Annotated in this window: 16 protein-coding genes and 2 pseudogenes; 9 read left to right on the forward strand and 9 right to left on the reverse strand. The window is 61.1% G+C overall.

Translation table 11 applies throughout. The annotated features are described in order from the left end of the window. Positions 1-8: 8 nt before the first annotated feature. The 4 genes from FBY31_RS21880 to FBY31_RS21895 all read right to left on the reverse strand — a co-directional run bounded on the left by FBY31_RS21880 (position 9) and on the right by FBY31_RS21895 (position 4,806). The gene (locus tag FBY31_RS21880; protein ID WP_268815661.1) at positions 9-1,148 is read right to left on the reverse strand and encodes a fumarylacetoacetate hydrolase family protein; all 1,140 of its coding nucleotides are present in this window, start codon (positions 1,146-1,148) and stop codon (positions 9-11) included. Further along, a complete protein-coding gene (locus tag FBY31_RS21885; RefSeq protein WP_142045861.1) occupies positions 1,126-2,934 on the reverse strand; it encodes an FAD-dependent monooxygenase in 1,809 nt (602 codons plus the stop codon). Before FBY31_RS21885 ends, FBY31_RS21880 begins: the two co-directional genes overlap by 23 nt. Before the next feature lie 392 nt (positions 2,935-3,326). Next, the gene (locus FBY31_RS21890; RefSeq protein WP_142045863.1) at positions 3,327-3,725 is read right to left on the reverse strand and encodes a nuclear transport factor 2 family protein; all 399 of its coding nucleotides are present in this window, start codon (positions 3,723-3,725) and stop codon (positions 3,327-3,329) included. A 40-nt stretch (positions 3,726-3,765) separates the two neighbouring features. Then, on the reverse strand, positions 3,766-4,806 hold the full coding sequence (locus FBY31_RS21895) for an LLM class flavin-dependent oxidoreductase (RefSeq protein ID WP_142045865.1): 1,041 nt from the start codon (positions 4,804-4,806) through the stop codon (positions 3,766-3,768). A gap of 126 nt (positions 4,807-4,932) precedes the next feature. On the opposite strand from FBY31_RS21895, the gene FBY31_RS21900 reads away from it, so the two are divergent. After that, the gene (locus FBY31_RS21900; protein ID WP_200833498.1) at positions 4,933-5,595 is read left to right on the forward strand and encodes a GntR family transcriptional regulator; all 663 of its coding nucleotides are present in this window, start codon (positions 4,933-4,935) and stop codon (positions 5,593-5,595) included. Positions 5,596-5,685: 90 nt separating this feature from the next. Further along, positions 5,686-6,156, forward strand: coding sequence for a nuclear transport factor 2 family protein (locus FBY31_RS21905; protein ID WP_142045869.1), 471 nt, complete (start codon positions 5,686-5,688; stop codon positions 6,154-6,156). 663 nt (positions 6,157-6,819) lie between these two features. On the opposite strand, the gene FBY31_RS21910 is transcribed toward FBY31_RS21905, so the two are convergent. The 5 genes from FBY31_RS21910 to FBY31_RS23875 form a co-directional block, all read right to left on the reverse strand. Continuing rightward, on the reverse strand, positions 6,820-8,877 hold the full coding sequence (locus FBY31_RS21910) for an acetoacetate--CoA ligase (RefSeq protein ID WP_142046145.1): 2,058 nt from the start codon (positions 8,875-8,877) through the stop codon (positions 6,820-6,822). Between the two features lie 53 nt (positions 8,878-8,930). Further along, on the reverse strand, positions 8,931-9,788 hold the full coding sequence (locus tag FBY31_RS21915; RefSeq protein WP_142045831.1) for a fumarylacetoacetate hydrolase family protein: 858 nt from the start codon (positions 9,786-9,788) through the stop codon (positions 8,931-8,933). An 86-nt stretch (positions 9,789-9,874) separates the two neighbouring features. Next, positions 9,875-10,594 carry a VOC family protein gene (locus tag FBY31_RS21920; protein ID WP_142045833.1) on the reverse strand — a complete coding sequence of 240 codons (720 nt, stop codon included), beginning with the start codon at positions 10,592-10,594 and terminating at the stop codon, positions 9,875-9,877. A gap of 54 nt (positions 10,595-10,648) precedes the next feature. Next, on the reverse strand, positions 10,649-10,810 hold the full coding sequence (locus FBY31_RS22915; protein WP_160142509.1) for an aromatic-ring hydroxylase C-terminal domain-containing protein: 162 nt from the start codon (positions 10,808-10,810) through the stop codon (positions 10,649-10,651). Between the two features lie 103 nt (positions 10,811-10,913). Continuing rightward, positions 10,914-11,015 carry an FAD-dependent monooxygenase gene (locus tag FBY31_RS23875; protein ID WP_200833499.1) on the reverse strand — a complete coding sequence of 34 codons (102 nt, stop codon included), beginning with the start codon at positions 11,013-11,015 and terminating at the stop codon, positions 10,914-10,916. 132 nt (positions 11,016-11,147) lie between these two features. Between FBY31_RS23875 and FBY31_RS21930 the strand changes: the two genes are divergently transcribed. From FBY31_RS21930 to FBY31_RS21950, 7 genes and pseudogenes are all read left to right on the forward strand, one after another. Further along, positions 11,148-11,837, forward strand: coding sequence for a GntR family transcriptional regulator (locus tag FBY31_RS21930; protein WP_160142510.1), 690 nt, complete (start codon positions 11,148-11,150; stop codon positions 11,835-11,837). Between the two features lie 214 nt (positions 11,838-12,051). After that, the gene (locus tag FBY31_RS21935; protein WP_142045874.1) at positions 12,052-12,393 is read left to right on the forward strand and encodes a DUF4913 domain-containing protein; all 342 of its coding nucleotides are present in this window, start codon (positions 12,052-12,054) and stop codon (positions 12,391-12,393) included. Between the two features lie 160 nt (positions 12,394-12,553). Next, a pseudogene (locus tag FBY31_RS23590) lies at positions 12,554-13,117 on the forward strand (beta-ketoacyl synthase N-terminal-like domain-containing protein); the annotation flags it as partial. Between the two features lie 127 nt (positions 13,118-13,244). After that, positions 13,245-13,424 carry a hypothetical protein gene (locus FBY31_RS23595; RefSeq protein WP_268815667.1) on the forward strand — a complete coding sequence of 60 codons (180 nt, stop codon included), beginning with the start codon at positions 13,245-13,247 and terminating at the stop codon, positions 13,422-13,424. Between the two features lie 51 nt (positions 13,425-13,475). Beyond that, positions 13,476-13,859 (forward strand): annotated as a pseudogene (locus FBY31_RS23505) (hypothetical protein). A 135-nt stretch (positions 13,860-13,994) separates the two neighbouring features. Then, entirely contained in the window at positions 13,995-14,756 is a 762-nt protein-coding gene (locus tag FBY31_RS21945) for a 3-hydroxyacyl-CoA dehydrogenase (RefSeq protein WP_142045876.1), read from the forward strand. Between the two features lie 27 nt (positions 14,757-14,783). Then, entirely contained in the window at positions 14,784-15,566 is a 783-nt protein-coding gene (locus FBY31_RS21950; RefSeq protein ID WP_142045878.1) for an enoyl-CoA hydratase/isomerase family protein, read from the forward strand. Positions 15,567-15,703: the final 137 nt, after the last annotated feature.

The following is a 15,703-nucleotide window of genomic DNA, read 5'->3' on the forward strand; positions in this document are numbered from 1 at the left end:
GTCACACTTCACAATGCGAGAAGTTGGCGAATCGGGCGAGTGGCTGGGGATCGTCGATCGCTTCGGGGTTCACGACGTCGGTGAGGTCGGAGCCTTGGAGAACCAGTTTGACAGGCACTTCGAGCCTCTTTCCGGTCCGGGTGTGAGGCAGGGCTTCGACGATGATGACGTCGTCCGGGACGTGCCGAGGGGTGACCTCCCAGCGTATGACCCTCTTGAGCTCGGTACCGAAGGAGTCCTCGTCCTCCAATTTCGCTGCTGCCGATCCGTACCCCCATACGGTTTATCGTGGCGTCCGAGCGTCCGTGGATCACCACGCCCCCGTGCTCGGTCATGGTGATCCCGTCCCCGTGTCGCCAGATCCCCGGATACCGGTCGAAGTATGCCTCGGCATATTCCGACGTGCCCGCGTCGTTCCAGAAACAGATCGGCATCGACGGCATCGGTCGGGTGACGACCATTTCTCGGGTCTGCCCGAGGACAGGGTCACCGTCCTCGTCCCCAGATTCGAGAGCCACACCGAGTAACGGACCCTGGATCGGGAAGATGAGGTCGTTCGTTCGACCGTCCTGCATGTCCTTCCCATTGATCGAGCACCCCACGCCGAGGTCGTCCCGGTCGGCGAACTCGTCCGGGGTGACGAGCCACGGGCCAATCGGGGTGAAGCCCGGAAAGGAATTGCCCAGACTGAACTGCGGGGCCGGGCCGATGCGTTGGCGGGTGCGCTCGGAGATGTCGTTGCCGACCGTCAAACCCGCCACGTGGTCCCAGGCGTCCGCCTCGGAGACACGGAAGGCCTCCTTGCCGATGACCACGACCAGTTCGGCCTCGAAGTCCACGGTTTCGGTCGGCAGGTCGAGCACCGTGTGTGCACCGGTCACCGAGCTCAGGAACTTGGTAAAGACGGCGGGTTCGGGGGCTCGTCGATACCGCTCTCGGCCGTGTGTGCCGCATAGTTCAGTCCGACCGCGAAGATCTGACGGGGCTGAGGCGACGGCGCGCCCAGCGCACGGGGTCGACGGCCGCACCGTCGGAGACGTCGGGGAACCGCCCTGAGCTGGCGTCGCTGACGTAGACCGCGCGCCCCGTCGGTGATGGCCGCTGGTCCTTCGATGTTGGCGAACTTCACAGCATGGCTGCTTCGCCATGGAAGGACAGGTCACTGGACAGTAGGGCGCCGAGCGCCTCGGTCAGGGACTGCTTCGGGGAGTCGACGCCACCGATCGACCGATAACCCACGAAGCGATCTGGGCGCACCAGCACCGCGCCGCGCCGAGAGATCTCGCGCTTGCGGAGCCAGGCCAACCGGACATCGGCCAGCTCGGCGTCGTCGGCCCCCACCGTATAGGCCTCCAGCGGCAGACCGGTTTGGTCCGCGATCTGCCTGGCGGCCTCGACCCAGTCGTGTCCGTCCTCGCCGGCCAGAAGCACGAATCGGCAACCGTAGGTCAGATCGTGTAGGGGGAAGACCTCACCCCGTCGGGAGACGAAGGCGTGAGGCAGCGGATGGCCGGGCCTCGTACTGGGCTCGTACACACGTATTTCGTCGATCGGCTCGGGCGCGGCGCTTCCGTCTGCGACCACGGCGGCGGAATCGTAAGTGAAACCGTACTCCAGACCGTGGTGGCGGAACTCCCGCGACTTGGCGGCGAGCGCGTTGTTCACCTGGCGGTTGCGCTCCTCGAAATCCGGGTGCTCCGGGTCCCAGATGGCCTCGATCGCGGCCCAGTTGTCCTCGGGGGACTTCTCCGGGGACAGTCCCAAAACGGCGTCCAGCGCGAACGAGTCCTCCGTACACCGGACCGAATTGGCGATGTTCTTCAAAACGACGGGCTTGCGCTCGGCTTCGTAGGTGTCCAGCAGTGTCTCACCGGCATGGCCGGAGAGGACCCGCGCGAGCTTCCAGCACAGGTTCTGGGCGTCGTGGACCGCGGAGTTCAGACCCAAGCCACTGGTCGGCGGGTGCTTGTGGGCGGCATCGCCGACCACAAACACCCGTCCTGAGCGGAAACGATCGGCGACGACCGCCTCCATCGTCCACACCGAGATGGTATGGATCTCCGGCTGCAGGTCGGGCATACCCAACAGGGTCTTCATCTGCTCGACGACCTTCTCCCGGTCGTTCGTATCGGGTGCCCCGTTCGGGTACCCGATGCTGAACACCCACTCTGTGGATCTGGTGCCCCACAGGTCCGGGCCCATGGGATTGAGTACGCCTCCGGTGAAGGTGCCTCCGAAGTCCGGATTCGTCAGCCACCGCAGCATCACAGATTCGTCACCCAGCACGCCGGAGAGGTCAGCGCTCATATGCACCGTCACCATGTCGAGGATGTTGCGTTGCCCGTCCAGCGTGATCCCGACCAGGCCCCCCACCGTCCTACCGCCGTCCGCGGCTATGACGTACCGGGAACGGACCTGGTACTCCTCCCCGGTCGCCTTGTCCAGGATGGTGCTGGTAACCCCGTCTTCGTCCTGCTCGATCGTGATCAACTCGTGGTTGAACAGCACACCCCCGGGGTTGAGCTCCTCCGCATGAGCCTTCAGGATCGGCTCGAGCCGAAGCTGCGGGAGGTTGGCCACCGCCCACGGGCTAGCGTCGATGTACTCCGGATCGGTGTAACCATTTCCCCAAAGCTGGAGCTTGCCGATCTCCCGACCAGAATTGGGATTGGAACCCTGAACCCCGGCGTAAAAGCCGGTTGCTGCCATGTTCTCCAACGGGGTTCCCCGCCGGTAAACCTCCTCGGCAACGCCGACCTCTGTGAAAATCTCCATCGTGCGCTGGCCGAGCACGTGCGCCTTCGGCAACGTCGACGTGGTAGGCAGGCCGCTCACCAAGAGCGACTCAACACCGTGTTTACTTAACAGGAGCGAGGACGACAGTCCCGCTCCGCCTCCTCCCACAATGAGGATTGGGACGTTCTTGGTGATCATGGCGGTGTGATGCCTTTCTGAATCGACTGCGCGAAAAGCGGGCGGAGTCTGAAACGATGGAGTGAGGGGAACTAAGACCGCGCCCTTCTCGACCCGGTCGAGCGGCAAGGGAAAATCGCCAGGATCCGCATTGTGCTGGAGGAGCGGAGACACAGAAGCCTCACCCTTTTCGGCTAAACGATCTCGACGGCGACCGCGGCGTTCACGTGGTCAAGCCGATTGGGGCGCAGTTGACAGCAGTTGTGTGAGTCCGACATCGGTAAGTGCTGACCCGAACATCGAGTTGAGGCTCCGCTGTTTGTGGGGATGTGGGACATCGACCATCATGCACTCGCCCAATATGAAAACCTAAGCGCTGACTCCAGCCGCTGAGAGTCTATGGGACCGTGACCTCATTCGGTGGGCAGAGCTTCGATCAGAGGTGCGAGAGCGGAGCCATCGAGGTACTCGTCGATGCGAGCAATCAATCCTTCTTCAACCGTGACAATGAGCGCGCACCGCAGCACTATCTCGGACCCGGATTCTAGCTTGTAGGTGTTGGTCTGAGTCTGAACGAAGCCGACATCCGTGATAAGCCGCGAATGCACATCAATGGTGCACGACGACACCAATCCGATCGCAGACAGCAGGTTGTCGAGGTCATCGACCGACATCTCGATCGCGTCCGTGCAGTGCCAGATTACTGCGTCTTGTGTATAGATCTCGCGCATGGTCGCCATGTCGGCGGCAGAAATAGCGGCGGTAAGACGATCAGCCAATGCATTGGGTGCGATCGTTGCAGTGGTGTACATGTTGGGTCTCCTCAAAATAGTGGGTTGGCGATCAGGAAAATCAGAAATGGGAAATTACTTCATCGGCGAACCGCTTGAGTGACTCGGTCTTTGCTGCTGTGGCCGATTCCATTCCAGAACCAGCGCTATCGGCGATGTCGTCGGCCATCCAGGGCATCACAACTGCATCGGTGATGCCCGCGTCCGCGAGACGCTTGTAGTCATCAGTCGTTCGTGCATCAATCGCGCCAGCATGCAGCTGGAACGTCGAGACGTCCCTGCCTGCTAGTTCCACCTGCGCCAGTACCTCCCGCGCAGTTGCCTCGATTTCGGACATCTCTTTAGGTACACCGCACCAGCCATCAGCAATGGTCGCCGCAGTACGCAAGCTCCACGGCTTGTGACCACCCATTAGTATCGGGACCTGCTCCTTGACTCCCGGCGATTGCTGGAATGGTGGCAAATCGAAAACGTCGCCGTGAAACTCGACTACCTCCCCAGATATGGCGAGCCGGATAATTTCGATCATCTCTACAAAGCGTTCGCGACGGCTATCCCAGTCGATACCGCAGAACTCATACTCCTCACGCATCCAACTCATACCGACACCTAATGAAAACCTCCCATCGGCCATGAGGCTTGCGGTCTTGACCTGGTTCGCAAACAGTAAGGGATCTCGCAACGACAGTTTCGTGACGAACGGATAGACTGTGAGGCTCGTTCGTGCCGCAATAGCCGGCAGAATGGTCATCGGCTCAAGATATGGATTGTCGGTGGGCCAGAACCGTTTCCCGTCGGCACTAAACGGGTACTTGCTGTTGACGTCGATGGGCTGGAACACGGCTTCGTTCAAGCACATCGATGACCATCCCGTCGCGTCGGCGGCCTCGGCGAGAGTGAAAAACTCGTCGACGTCGGCCCCGGTGTTCCAAAGTGTGAAACGCATTTCATTTGCTCCTTTGCAATCGATCACGTGCTTGAGGCCGACCGCTCCGGCGGCCGCCTTCCGGTATGGATGCAGGATTCCATTCGTCGGGTTAGGTGACAGGAAACTCAAATCATGGAGTTGGTCACTCTGCGTGTCTGCGCTACGGCGCACCATGTATCAGTGTGTCGCTCTTCATGGTAGTGCGAGGAAATGAGAAGTCAACCAAATCTCGCAATTTCTCTCGATGTGCGATTTCTGTGGTAAATTAACTCTATGGCAGGGCGAGTTAACACATCGCGGGTGGACGAGCTCTACAGGCAGCTCCGGAATGACATCCTGAGCGGGCGTCATCTGCCGGGGACCAGGTTGAGTTCGGCCACCCTCTGCGAGGACTATGGCGTCAGTAGCGGGGTTCTCAGGGAGGCTCTCGCCCGGCTTGCCGGTGAGAGTCTGGCGATGTTTGAACCGCAGCGCGGGTACCGAGTGGCAGAGGTGTCGGTCGATGACTTGCGGCAACTAACTGAGACACGAATTCTCATCGAAGCGAAGACGTTGCGCCAGTCGATCCAACATGGCGACCTTCAGTTCGAGGCTAATCTGGCCGCCGCGCACCACACGCTAGCGAGGTCGGAACCTCTCTCCGCAGATGGCACGGTGAGCGAAAAGTGGCTTGACGCGCACTCCAATTTTCACCGAGCACTGTTGGCGGGCTCGCCGAATCTGCGGTTGCAGTCTATCGCGAGCTCACTCAGAGATTCGACCGAGGTCTACCGCTGCTGGTCGGGTCGTTTAGGGGATGAGCCGGAACGCGACGTGCCTGCGGAGCACCTTCGAATATTCGAAGCAACTATGACGCGAGATGTGGAACGCGCGGTAAGCGAATTGACTTGCCATATCGAACACACGACCGAAGTTCTGCTGCGTGTGGGAGCACAATCGACGACAAGTGGGAAAGGATCCTAGGTGAAGTTAGCCGAATCACTACCGATCCACTGCGTCGAATCCGCGACTCCCTTACATGACATTGCTCAGTAAATCGAAGGAAGGACTCTCATGACACTCAAGACTAAGCCCACCTCTGGCGGTAAGCCGGATGGGGCCGGGATGCTAGACATAGTCGAGAAGTACTTCGTATTCTCGGATGCAGGGAAACCAGAGACGCTGGACCTGTTCGACGACGACGTCGAAATCTACTTCCCAGTATTTGGTATAAGACGCGGAAAAGCCGCTTTCAACGAGTTCGTTGAGGGATTTCTCAAGAAAGTTGGTGGGATTGCGCATAACATCCACGACTTCTCCTGCGTTGTGTCTGGCGACACCGTAGTCGTGGAGGGCACCACACGGGGCGAAGCAGTCGACGGAAAGTCATGGTCTGGTGGCGAGACCCCGGGTGGCAGATTCTGCAGTGTGTTTGAAATCAAAGAATCACTTATTACTCGAATGTACATCTACACTGACCCCGACTACACAAGCGAAAGCGCTCTCGGTTATGGGTGGGATTCCTCGCCCGACCGCGATTGGTAGCCTCTTCGCTTGATCGAGGTAGTCTGTTCTCACGCCGTCCGAGCGCGCGGTGGGGGGGGGAACTGATGATGGTCTATGTGTCGCGAGGGAAGAGCACGCGGCTGATCCTGGATCTATGACTATCCACAATTCCTGACGGCTCTGGTCATAGTGCCGATGCTTGAACGCCGCTGGGCACCAACGACAAGATGGTGTCCAGCGGCGTTCGTGTCCTGTCCTTGTTTGTGACCTTCTCAACCTGCCACCGGCGATCCCCGGAGCAAAGGCCTTGCCGGGATACGCCGGTGGCCCTGGATGCCCGGAGACATCAGCACCGCCGCTCGTCTGCGCCTCCGAGCGCGCGAACGCCGCCTCTAGCGGGCTGCCCGGACCCTCGGATACAGGGTCCGTGCTGCCAACCATTCGTCATCGGATCCTTCAGTGATCAACGATGGGGAGTTTGTAGACAGGGGTTTACGCTTTAGCTCAGGTTGTAGCTAAATTGTCCTGGCTCCTTAAAACGGCGTAGCCCGGTTCGGCGCCCCCTCCGGAAGCCACTCTGCTGCGTGGTTCTTGAAGGGTGCAACGAATCGGGCTACGCGGACGTTTTCTAGGTCAGCGCGGTGGCCTGACCGGCGTGAGCCGCGACCTTATGTCGCGTCCACGGTGCCAGGCCGGAGAGCTTTATGCGTCTTGCCCCAAGAAGCTTCGGGCTTGTGCGATAAACCAGTCCACGGCGTCTGGGTTCATCAGTGACCCGCGATTGACGGCTGCATCGGGGTGGTGCCCTGAGAAGAGATTTTTAACCGGGATCTCGATCCTTTTTCCTGCGTGGGTGAGTGGGATGGCCGGAGCGGCAAGGATCTCATCAGGCACGTGCCTGGCGCTGGTTTGTTCCCGGATGGTGACATTGATCTTGTCCCGAAGTGTCGCGTCGAGCTCCGTGCCGTCGTCCAGCTGAATAAACAACGGCATGTAGTAGCCTCCGTCGGGACGATCAACACCGATGACCATGGATTCCCTGACTTCGGGAACGTGTTGGAGGGCGTTGTAAATGTCGGCCGAGCCTAGCCGTACCCCGGCTCGATTCAACGTGGCGTCGGAGCGACCGTGCACAACAAAAGCCCCGGCCTCAGTCTCGGTAATCCAGTCCCCATGGGTCCACACATCCGGAAACTTCTCGAAGTAGGACGACCTATACTTTGAGCCGTTAGTATCACCCCAGAACATGAGCGGCATCGACGGCATCGGCCGGGTGATCACCATTTCCCCGACTTGGTCGACCACGTGTTCCCCGGTTTCGGACCAGGCTTGGACAGCGACCCCGAGCGAGGGTCCCTGCAGCTCGCCCAGTTTTACCGGCTCGAGCGGATTGGAGCCAATGAACGCGGAACAGATGTCAGTGCCACCTGAATCCGAACCTAGATGCACATCGTTCTTAACGCTGGTGTGGACCCAGGCCCACGTGGATTCGGGCAGCGGCGAGCCGGTGGAGAGGATCGAGCGCAGCCGGGACAGGTCCCAGTCCTGTGCAGGAACGAGCCCGGACTTCTCCATGGCAGAAAGATAGGCGGCTCCAGTGGCGAACATAGTCGTCTCTGTGGCCGCCAGAATCTGAAACTGGCGGTCCTTACGGCCGAACGTCGGGGAGCCGGCATAGGTGACGATCGATGCTCCCACCATGAGGTTGTTGACCAGTGTGTTCCACACCATCCAAGAGGTGTTGGCCCCAACGTAGTAAAGATCCCCGGGTCCCATGTCCTGATTCAGCCCCCAGCTCTTGAGTGCTTCGAGCGTCATACCCCCGTGGCTGTGGACGATACCTTTTGGAGCGCCTGTGGTGCCGGAAGAGAAAAGTATCCACAGTGGGTGCTCAAAGGTAACCCGCTCAAAGGCTGGGGTGGTGCCCGTACCGGGTAGCGGAACAGAAACGTTCTGCATCGCTTTGGTGGCCACCGTGCGGAAGTCCACGCGGGCGCGGCCGTCTCGAGCGGCCCCGCCCTGCAGGGTGCCCAGATCTGCGGCCGGCTCCAACAGTCGTACGAGCAGGGTGTGCTGCAGGCTCGGCAAACCGGCTTCTATGATGGCCAGATTGTCCAGGCATCGCAGGGTTTTGCCGTTGAACCGGTACCCGTCCACGCCAATGAGGATCTTCGGGCGCAGCTGGACCAGCCGGTCCAGCGTCGCCTGCGGTGAGAGGTCAGGGGAGCTGATGGTCCACACAGCCCCGAGCGAGGCCGTTGCCAATAATCCGATGACCGCTTCAGGCAGGTTCGGTAGTACCGCGGCAACCCGGTCACCGGGCCTGACTCCCAATTCGCGTAAACTCTGCGCCAACGCTCCCACCTGGGACTCGAGCTGAACCCACGTGTGTTCAGTTCGAGTCCCGTCCTCTGCGATATCCACGATCGCGACAGTTTCCGCTGTTTGCGGTTCCCGGGCATACTTAAGAACATTTTCGGCGAAGTTCAGCCGGGCCTGCGGGTACCAGACCGCCCCGGGCATGCGTTCCGTGGCCAAAGCCGGACTGTGGAAGCCTTCACCGATTACACCGAAATACTCCCGCACCGCGTCCCAGAACCGGGATAGGTCCTGCACGGACCACTCCCATGCCTGCCGATAGGTGGATAATGCCACCCCTCGATGAGCCTCAACCCAGCGGAGGAAGTGCGACAGGCGTGACCTCTCGATTTGTTCGGGTGTGGGCGACCACGTGGTGTCGCCGGCGCGGAGTTGTGTCATCGTGTGCGCCGGCGTCGTCGGCAGGGCTCGTTGGGTAAGGATCATGGCGTGCCTCAGACGAATTCATTCCGGATCGACCCGATGCCCTCCACAGTGCTGGTGAGCACATTTCCAGCGCGCATCAGCACGCCGCGGGGCGCCCCCACGCCGGCGGGCGTTCCGGTGAAGATGAGGTCGCCGGGGTAAAGCGTTACAACCTGGGACAGGTTGGCAATGGTCTTGGGCACGGAGAAGATCATGTCGCGGGTGTTGCCGTCCTGGACCATCCACCCGCCGTCTCCTTTCCCTTCGGTCCCAGGGCCTTCGAGCACCGCCGAGATGGACAGGGCATCCGGGTCGGTCAGTTCATCGACCGTCGTGACTGCCGGCCCAAAGGGGGCGAAATTGGGGTACGACTTGCCCAGGCTGAACTGGGGTACAGGCCCGCGGCGCTGTACGGTGCGTTCGCTGTAGTCCTGGCCGACGCAAAGCCCTGCGACGGCGTTCCACGCCTCTTCCTCGGTCGCTCGGTGGACCTGCTGACCCATCACCACAACCAGCTCCGTCTCGTAATCGACGTCATCACTAGGCAGTTCGACTGTTGCATGGGGGCCAGCCAGTGCGGAGCGGAACTTCGTGAATACGACCAAGTCCTCCGGATAGGGCAGCTCTGCTTCGTCGGCATGGTCTGTGTAATTAAGTCCGATGGCAAAGATCTGTGCCGGGGCCGGAACGGGGGCCCCGAGTTCCTGCACGTCAAACGGCTCGGCAGCGGCGTAGTCGGCGCTGCCGGCCCATTGCTGGAACTCCTGCCAGCGCGTGTAGACCGCCTGCGGGTCCGAACTGAACAGACCGCCCGATGCAGTCTCGATGTCAAGGGCGCGCCCGTCGTGCAGCAGGACTGCCCGGTTGCGGAGATTGGCGATGCGCATAACTATGGTCCTTCTTGTTTGTATTGGAAATCAATGAACGCGTAGCAACTCAGTGGCGTGGGGATATCCCACTGAAGCTCAGCGGATCAGCGGTTGGCGGGCATGAGCGTTCCTGCACCTTCGGGAAGGTGTTCTGCCCATTCGGGATGCTCGGCCAGGCGGGCAGGCCATACGTCGGGGAAGTTTGTCGGGCTTCCCGGGTTCGCAGGAAGGTAGTTACCCGCATAGGCCCCGCGCTGGATGCTGTCAAAGTCCAGCCCGTCCCTGCGGGCTGCAAGGAGCTTTTCGGGATCGAATTGTGCCCCGATTTGGTCTGCGGCGAACTCCCGGGATGCCCACATCCATTCCGTTGACTTGTCCCAGGCACCGAATACGTCCACTTGGATCTCAACGCCGTTGCCGTCCGGATCCACGTAGTACATCGACATGGTCATGCCGTGGTGGAGGCAGATTTCGGGGAGGATGCCGGCGTCCCTCAACCGCTCGTAGTTATCAAGCCACTGATCGGAGCTGGCGTATTCGAAGGCCGTGTGGTGCAGTCCTACCGTATGAGGCTTGTCCACCGGGACTTTGGTTCCGGGCAGGCGCAGCAGCGCAATCCGATGGTTGGCCTCGTCGTTGGTCATCCACGCGGCATGTTCGGCGTAATAGACCGGCTGCAGGCCGCAGACCTGTTCGTACCAGTGGACCATTGCGTCCACATCGAGCGTCATGAACGTGGCATGGTGCAGCATCGGGACTTTGATCGGACGCGGCTTGCGTACGTTGGCGTAGATCGACTTTTCGGGCGTGGTTGCACTTGGCATGGTTGTTCCTAGCGTTGTTTGGCCGGAGATTTAGGTTGTCGGCTTGGATCCGCGTCAGACGCGGGCGGCGGGAATCAGCGCGTTGACTCGCAGTACTTGGGACAGGGCCACGCGAAGCGCGTCTGTAGGGTCGGCCGGCCGGTTCATGCTCCGCCAGGCGATATAGCGGTCAGGCCGAACGAGGAGGGCACCCTCATGTCCCACTTCCTTATACATCGCGCGATAAATCTCCTACGATGCACCGACCTCGGTGTATATCTCCATGGTGCGCTGTCCCAGAACATCCGCCTTTGGAGAGTGGACGTGGTCGGAAGTGCGCTTACCAAGAGGACTCGAGCCCATAGGTGGACAGGATCATCGACGCTGACAACCCTGCCCCACCACCTCCCACGATCAAAACACGAACAGTGCTGTTGTTCATCGAAACTCAACCTCTCAGGCGTCGAACAATCGTGTAGGTCACAGACTTCCCTAGTCTTTTTGATATTTCAAGAGAATTTCAAAATTTTATCTCATTTGCGTCATGATCGGCGGGATGCCGTAGAATGTGCAAGTGAGCACAGCAGCCAAGCAGACCAGCGCCGATGCCGTGTTCGAGGCCGTACGAGACGAGGTGTTGGCGGCCCGTGTTCCACCAGGGGCCAAAATGAAACTCGTTGAATACAGCGAGCGGTTCGGAGCGAGCCTCTCGGTAGTTCGAGAGGCTATGAGCCGACTCGCAGAACAGGGTCTCTTGCAGGCGTATCCGAATCGCGGCTTCAGTACGATGCCGCTAACACTTGAAGATCTCCTAAATCTAACCCGCGCGCGGATCGTGATAGAGACCGGAGCGCTACGCGAGTCCATTGCGCGGGGAAGCCTAGCCTGGGAGGCGAAAGTTGTCGCGGCCCATCATCAATTGGCAGCAACGCCTATGCACAGGAATCAGACCACTATCAACGCTGACTTCGCCGCTATGCACCGGGACTTTCATGTGGCGCTCCTGGCTGGAAGCGGCAACAGTCATCTGGAATCGATAGCCGCATCCCTTCGGGACCGCTCCCAGCTCTACCAATACTGGTCCCAGCATGTGGGCAATGACCCCGGCCGGGACCTAGCCTGCGAACACCGCGTGCTCGCGGAACTCGCCGTAGCCCGCAAGACCGACGAAGCCTGCGATGCATTGGAACGGCATATTCAGCGCACCACCGACGCCCTGCTCGAGTATGCGCAGAACCGGCAAGTAGGAGCAGCAGCGAAGTAAGAGGTTGCGTGAGGACCGGCCCAAGGCCGTTGCCGCGCTAGTACGAAAGTAAGGTGGCTCAGGCTGCCCCCAGGGGTGTTGGGTGACGTTATAGCCGAGGGCAATGAGGCTTTTGACGGCGTTGTCCCGGCTTTTTCAGGGTTTGCCTGAGGAAATTGGGGTGTTCGCCGAAACCTGCCACACGGACGAATCACCTGCAGTTGAGCCTGGTGGAATGCCGCAACTGGTCTTCGGCTCGGCCGAGGAGTTCCTACAGGAACAGCCCCTGCCCACCTACGTCCGCGACGTGGATGACCGCAGCGCAAAGTGGTTGGGATGGTACTTCCCTCCCGAGACCGTGTCCCGGGTGGAAGCTCTGTGGCGGACGTGGGAACACCTGCGTCTGAATGGCGCCATCGGCATCAGCGTGTGGTGGCGCGACCACGCCGACCACCACATGCACGTCCGCTTCGACCCCCAAGGCCCCTTCTGCAACTGTGACAAAACCAGACACCGCGACCCCGACTACTTGGAGCCGAAGCGCGCATCCGCAGGCTGGTTCCCGGACACGCCCTAGCCTGCCTACTGGCGTGATGGGTCCGTGATTTTTTGAAGCGCAGCCCTGAACGAAGCAATTACTAGGAAGCCCTAGTAATTGCTTGGGTTTCCTAGTAATTTGGCATAGCGGGGCACTTCAAAGTCTCATCCTGGCGCTAACGAAATTGGATCGGTGAACCATGAGCAGCAACGAAAGGATCGTCCTTCTCGACGGGGCACGCACTCCAATTGGCAGCTTTGGCGGCGATTTCAAGGACGTGCCAGGGTTCGAGCTGGGCGCCATGGCCGTGAAGTCTGCCCTGCACCGGTCAGGGGTTGAGACCTCGGAGATTGACGAGGTCGTAATGGGATGCATCAGGCAGGTCGGCCCGAATGCCTACAATGCCCGCAGGGTGGCAATGGCCGCGGGATTGCCTGAAAGCGCCCCAGCCTACACCGTAATCCGCCTGTGTGGGTCCGGGCTGCAGGCGATCCGGTCCGCTGCCACGCAGATGCGTTGGGGCGGGGTGGATTTCGCGGTGGCAGGCGGCAGCGAGCCTATGACCCGGATGCCGTTCTCCGACTTCGGTGCCAGGAATGGCCACAAGCTTGGCCACCGTGCGCTCGTCGATGGCACCGTGGCCATCCTGACGGATCCGTTCAGCGGAGCACATATGGGTGTGACCGCGGAAAACGTGGCCCGGCACTACAACGTGCCGCGCGAAGAACAGGACGAAATCGCTCTCGAGTCCCAGCGGCGGGCCGCCACCGGCGCCGCCCGCGCAGCCTTCGCCGAGGAAATCACACCGGGGCATCGGCGGACGCAAACCACTGACTGTCGACACCGACGAACACCCCAAACCATTCATCACCCTGGAGACACTTGCCGGGCTGCGGCCGGCCTTCCAGGCCGGCAGTACTGTTACCGCCGGCAACGCCTCGGGCATCCACGACGGTGCCGCCGCCTTTGTCCTGGCCCGGGAGACCGTCGCCGCCGAGCGGGGCCTGGCAGGGCTGGTCACCTTGGAATCGGTAGCCACTGTGGCCATGACGCCGGAGCTGATGGGCTAAGCCCCTGTCCTGGCGCTGCGAAAGCTTTTCGAACAGACAGGCACGACCCCGGTGGACATTGACACGATCGAGCTGAACGAGGCCTTCGCCTCAGGCTGTCGCCGATATCCGTGACGCCAAACTGGATCCCGGGAAAACAAATCCCTACCGGCGGGCGCCATCGCCCTCGGGCATCCCGTGGGCGCCACGGGAGCGATCCTGAGCCTGCGGGTCGCCAAGGACCTGGCTCGGCGGGACCTGGAACTGGGCATCGTCACAACGTGCATCGGCGGCGGCCAGGCCCTCGCCGCCCTCTTCCGACCGGGTCTCCTTACGCTATGGCCGCCATTGATGAAGAGGGCTGCGCAGTCAGACGGCATCGTCTCCCTGATGATCGTTGATGCATTTCCCAAGGGCGCACGGCCGGTGGCGGCGGATTTGCCGAGCCGGTTTTAATTCCCATTCTAAAAATCGAACCGACGACGTTTGACCTCAATTACAACCAATCCGCGGTTGGGTACCCTCAGCAGAAGCCGGCTGCGGTGCTGCCAGCAGGGCATCGCCTCGCCGTGGTCAGAAGAAGGAGTCATCATGGACATTACCAATAAGACAGCTCTCGTGACTGGCGGGGCTTCGGGCCTGGGCCTGGCAACGGTACGGCATTTCGTACAGCAGGGCGGATCCGCGGTGATTGCGGATTTACCTTCATCCGATGGAGAGATCATCGCCAAGGATCTCGGAGAACGGGTGCGGTTTGTGCCAGCGGACGTCACCGACGAGGCTGATGTCCAGGCCGCCGTGGATGCGGCGTCGGGGCTCGGAGGCCTGCATGTGGTGGTGAACTGCGCCGGCATCGCCGGCGCAGTTCGGGTCGTCGGCAGGAAGGGCCCGCATCCGCTGGCCGGTTTCCGAAAGGTGATTGAGATCAATCTGATCGGGACGTTCAATGTCATCCGGCTGGCAGCAGCGCGGATGATAGAGGAACCCACAGATACCGAGGAGCGCGGCGTCATTATCAACACCGCCTCCGTGGCCGCCTTTGACGGCCAGGTCGGGCAGGCAGCATACTCGGCGTCCAAGGCGGGCGTCGCCGGTATGACACTTCCGATCGCACGCGACCTAGCCCAACACAAAATCCGAGTCATGACCATTGCCCCGGGCTTGTTCCACACTCCGATGTTCGATTCTTTGCCGGCGGAGGCAATTTCTTCCCTGGGGTCCCAGACTCCCCATCCGTCACGGCTTGGAACACCGGAAGAATACGCCGCATTGGCAGTCCACATCATCGAGAATCCCATGCTCAACGGTGAAACGATCCGCCTCGACGGTGCAATCCGCATGGCGGCGCGCTAACCCCTTCACAGCACCGAAAGAGGACAAATGAACTTCGAGAACATCAGGGTGCAGCGCGACGGTGCGCTCATGTGGCTCACATTGGACCGGCCGGACGAAGCCAATGCACTCAGCATCCCGCTGGCCGGGGAACTGGCAGCCGCGCTGGCCCTTGCCGAGTCCGAGCCGGATTGCCACGTCCTTATCCTGCAGGGTGCCGGCAGATACTTCTGCGCCGGCGGCGATGTGGCCGGGATGGCCGATTCTGAAGACAAGGGCGGGTACCTGCTGGATCTCGCCGGGGCAATGCATGAGGTGATCCTGGCAGTGGCCCGGTCCCGACTGGTGATAATCGCGGCAGTCCACGGACCTGCCGCAGGCGCAGGACTGGGGCTGGTGCTCAATGCCGACTTTGTCCTGGCAACTCCCGAAGCCATCTTCCTGAGCGCCTACGCCGGGGTGGGCCTGACACCGGACTGCGGGGTTTCGTACCTGCTCCCGCAGATGGTTGGCCCACGGCGTGCCGCCCAGATGTGCCTGGGTGGCCGGGTGGCTACAGCCCGGGAAGCCGTCGAGTGGGGGCTGGCCGGCGAACTGGTCGAGACGTCCGAACTGCGCGAGCGGGCCCGGGAACTGGGGGAGAGCCTGGCGGCCGGAGCGACGCAGACACTAGGCCCGACCAGACGGTTGCTGACCTCAGAACGCCTGTCGGCCTACGCAGACCATCTCGAGGACGAGCTGGGCACGATCTCCTCCCTCGGGTCCGACCCAGACACGATGCGGCGCATCGCCGCCTTCGCCGAACGAGGACGCGCCAAGAGCCGACTCTAGAACCGCCCGCATGGGCCGGGCTTCGCCCCGCACTGTGCTGGGCAACCGACGGGGCCGGCCCAAAATTTCCATGTGCCCGGGGATTAATTCGCGGAAGTACTAGGAGTCCCTAGTAATTACTAGGACTTCCTACTAAA

The organism is Arthrobacter sp. SLBN-100, assembly GCF_006715305.1.
Taxonomy (GTDB): domain Bacteria; phylum Actinomycetota; class Actinomycetes; order Actinomycetales; family Micrococcaceae; genus Arthrobacter.